Origin of the sequence: Flammeovirga aprica JL-4, assembly GCF_012844305.1 — a bacterium.
GTDB classification, from domain to species: domain Bacteria; phylum Bacteroidota; class Bacteroidia; order Cytophagales; family Flammeovirgaceae; genus Flammeovirga; species Flammeovirga aprica.
Window position 1 is genome coordinate 1 of sequence record NZ_JABANE010000289.1, and the last position, 1,375, is coordinate 1,375.

At 30.3% G+C, this 1,375-nt stretch carries 2 protein-coding genes; one reads left to right on the forward strand and one right to left on the reverse strand.

Annotated features, from left to right (window positions below; translation table 11 throughout):
- A partial coding sequence (locus HHU12_RS33915) for a transposase (RefSeq protein WP_169656597.1) occupies positions 1–479 on the reverse strand: 479 nt, incomplete at its 3' end.
- Positions 480–721: 242 nt separating this feature from the next.
- Between HHU12_RS33915 and HHU12_RS33920 the strand changes: the two genes are divergently transcribed.
- Positions 722–1,111, forward strand: coding sequence for a hypothetical protein (locus HHU12_RS33920; RefSeq protein WP_169661152.1), 390 nt, complete (start codon positions 722–724; stop codon positions 1,109–1,111).
- Positions 1,112–1,375 lie beyond the last annotated feature (264 nt).

A 1,375-nucleotide genomic window follows, 5' to 3' on the forward strand; every position in this document is an offset into this window, starting at 1 on the left:
TTGACAAGCTTTTTATCTCCTTTGGCTCTACCTTGACTGCCAGCGTCATACCCACCTACAGCAAACTCATCGACCTCAACATACCCCTTCAAAGGATGCTGTAAACTACTTTGCATAGCATATTGCACTTTACGTCTGAAATTTAAACAGCTTTGATAACTCAAGGACAGTTTCTCACTTAAAGTTAAAGTGGACATGCCTTTCTTATCACAACTAACTTTAAATATGAATTCAAAAGCAGTTAGAATTGAAAATTTCAGCTTATGAAATAGGGTATGAGCCGTAACAGACTCATCATATTTACACTTTTGACAACGTCTGGAATGTAACTTTTTACCTTTCATATATTTTGTATGTTCACATTTCCTACATTTGTAATGATCACTCCACTTTAGTGTCGATAAATATTCAAGACAATCTTCTTCTTTTTGAAATGTTGAATAAAATGTTCTATCGTCAAAACCTTCAAAATTGATCATAATACATCTGGTTGTTTGGTTACTTTTACACTAATGTAAATCAGTTAACCGTAACAGAAGTACGTTTTACTATTTAGGGCGATCTAAGTTTAGATACCTATAAGTTTATATTAATTATACTGTTAAGCTTTAGCACGATTGGTTGTACGACTCAAAAAGACATTTATCTAAGACCAAGATTTGTATATGATACTTGGGTAGGAGAAAAGGATATTTATGAGAGTTTAGATCGGCAATCTGAAATGGAGCATTGGAGTGAACCAACCTATAGTTTTAATTATGATTCTATACATGACGAAGATAATTATTACCCTGAAAAAGATTCTGTCTATTATAAGTTTTATAGTAAGAAAAGATCAAACACTAAAGCTTTTTTGGGTGAGGAAATAAAAGGAAATAAATATAAAGCAATTGCCATTATTATTGACAATAAGAAAGATACATTGGTAATTGATATTGACTTAAAACTACTCTATAAAAATAAAATATATAGGTTAACGAATGAAGGTAGAAGAAGCTTATATGATATAATGCCTGATGAATTAAAATATAATTGGAATATACCTTATTACAGGAATCAAGGTTTTTATAAAGATGAAGAAACTTTTTATATCAATGAGACATCTGATTGATATTTTCCACTGTTGATAATCAAGAACCTTTTTATAACTTTGAGGAGGAGAACGGAGATAGGTTCTCAAAGTCAAAAGGAATACCATATTCTATAAATTTTAAAGGGAATACAAAGTATTTTATATAGGAACAAAGCAAACTATACTCTACCCGATGATTTTTAGATAGTTCATCCTAAAATGAGAAATCATATTTGTAAAGTCTTTGAAATCAACACTTTTAATCATCTCTCTCACTTTATTAAGTCCTCTTCTGAATACACT

Bases quoted from the DNA above. Each gene is read 5' to 3' on its own strand.
- HHU12_RS33920 (WP_169661152.1), top strand. From the start codon at position 722: ATGGAGCATTGGAGTGAACCAACCTATAGTTTTAATTATGATTCTATA.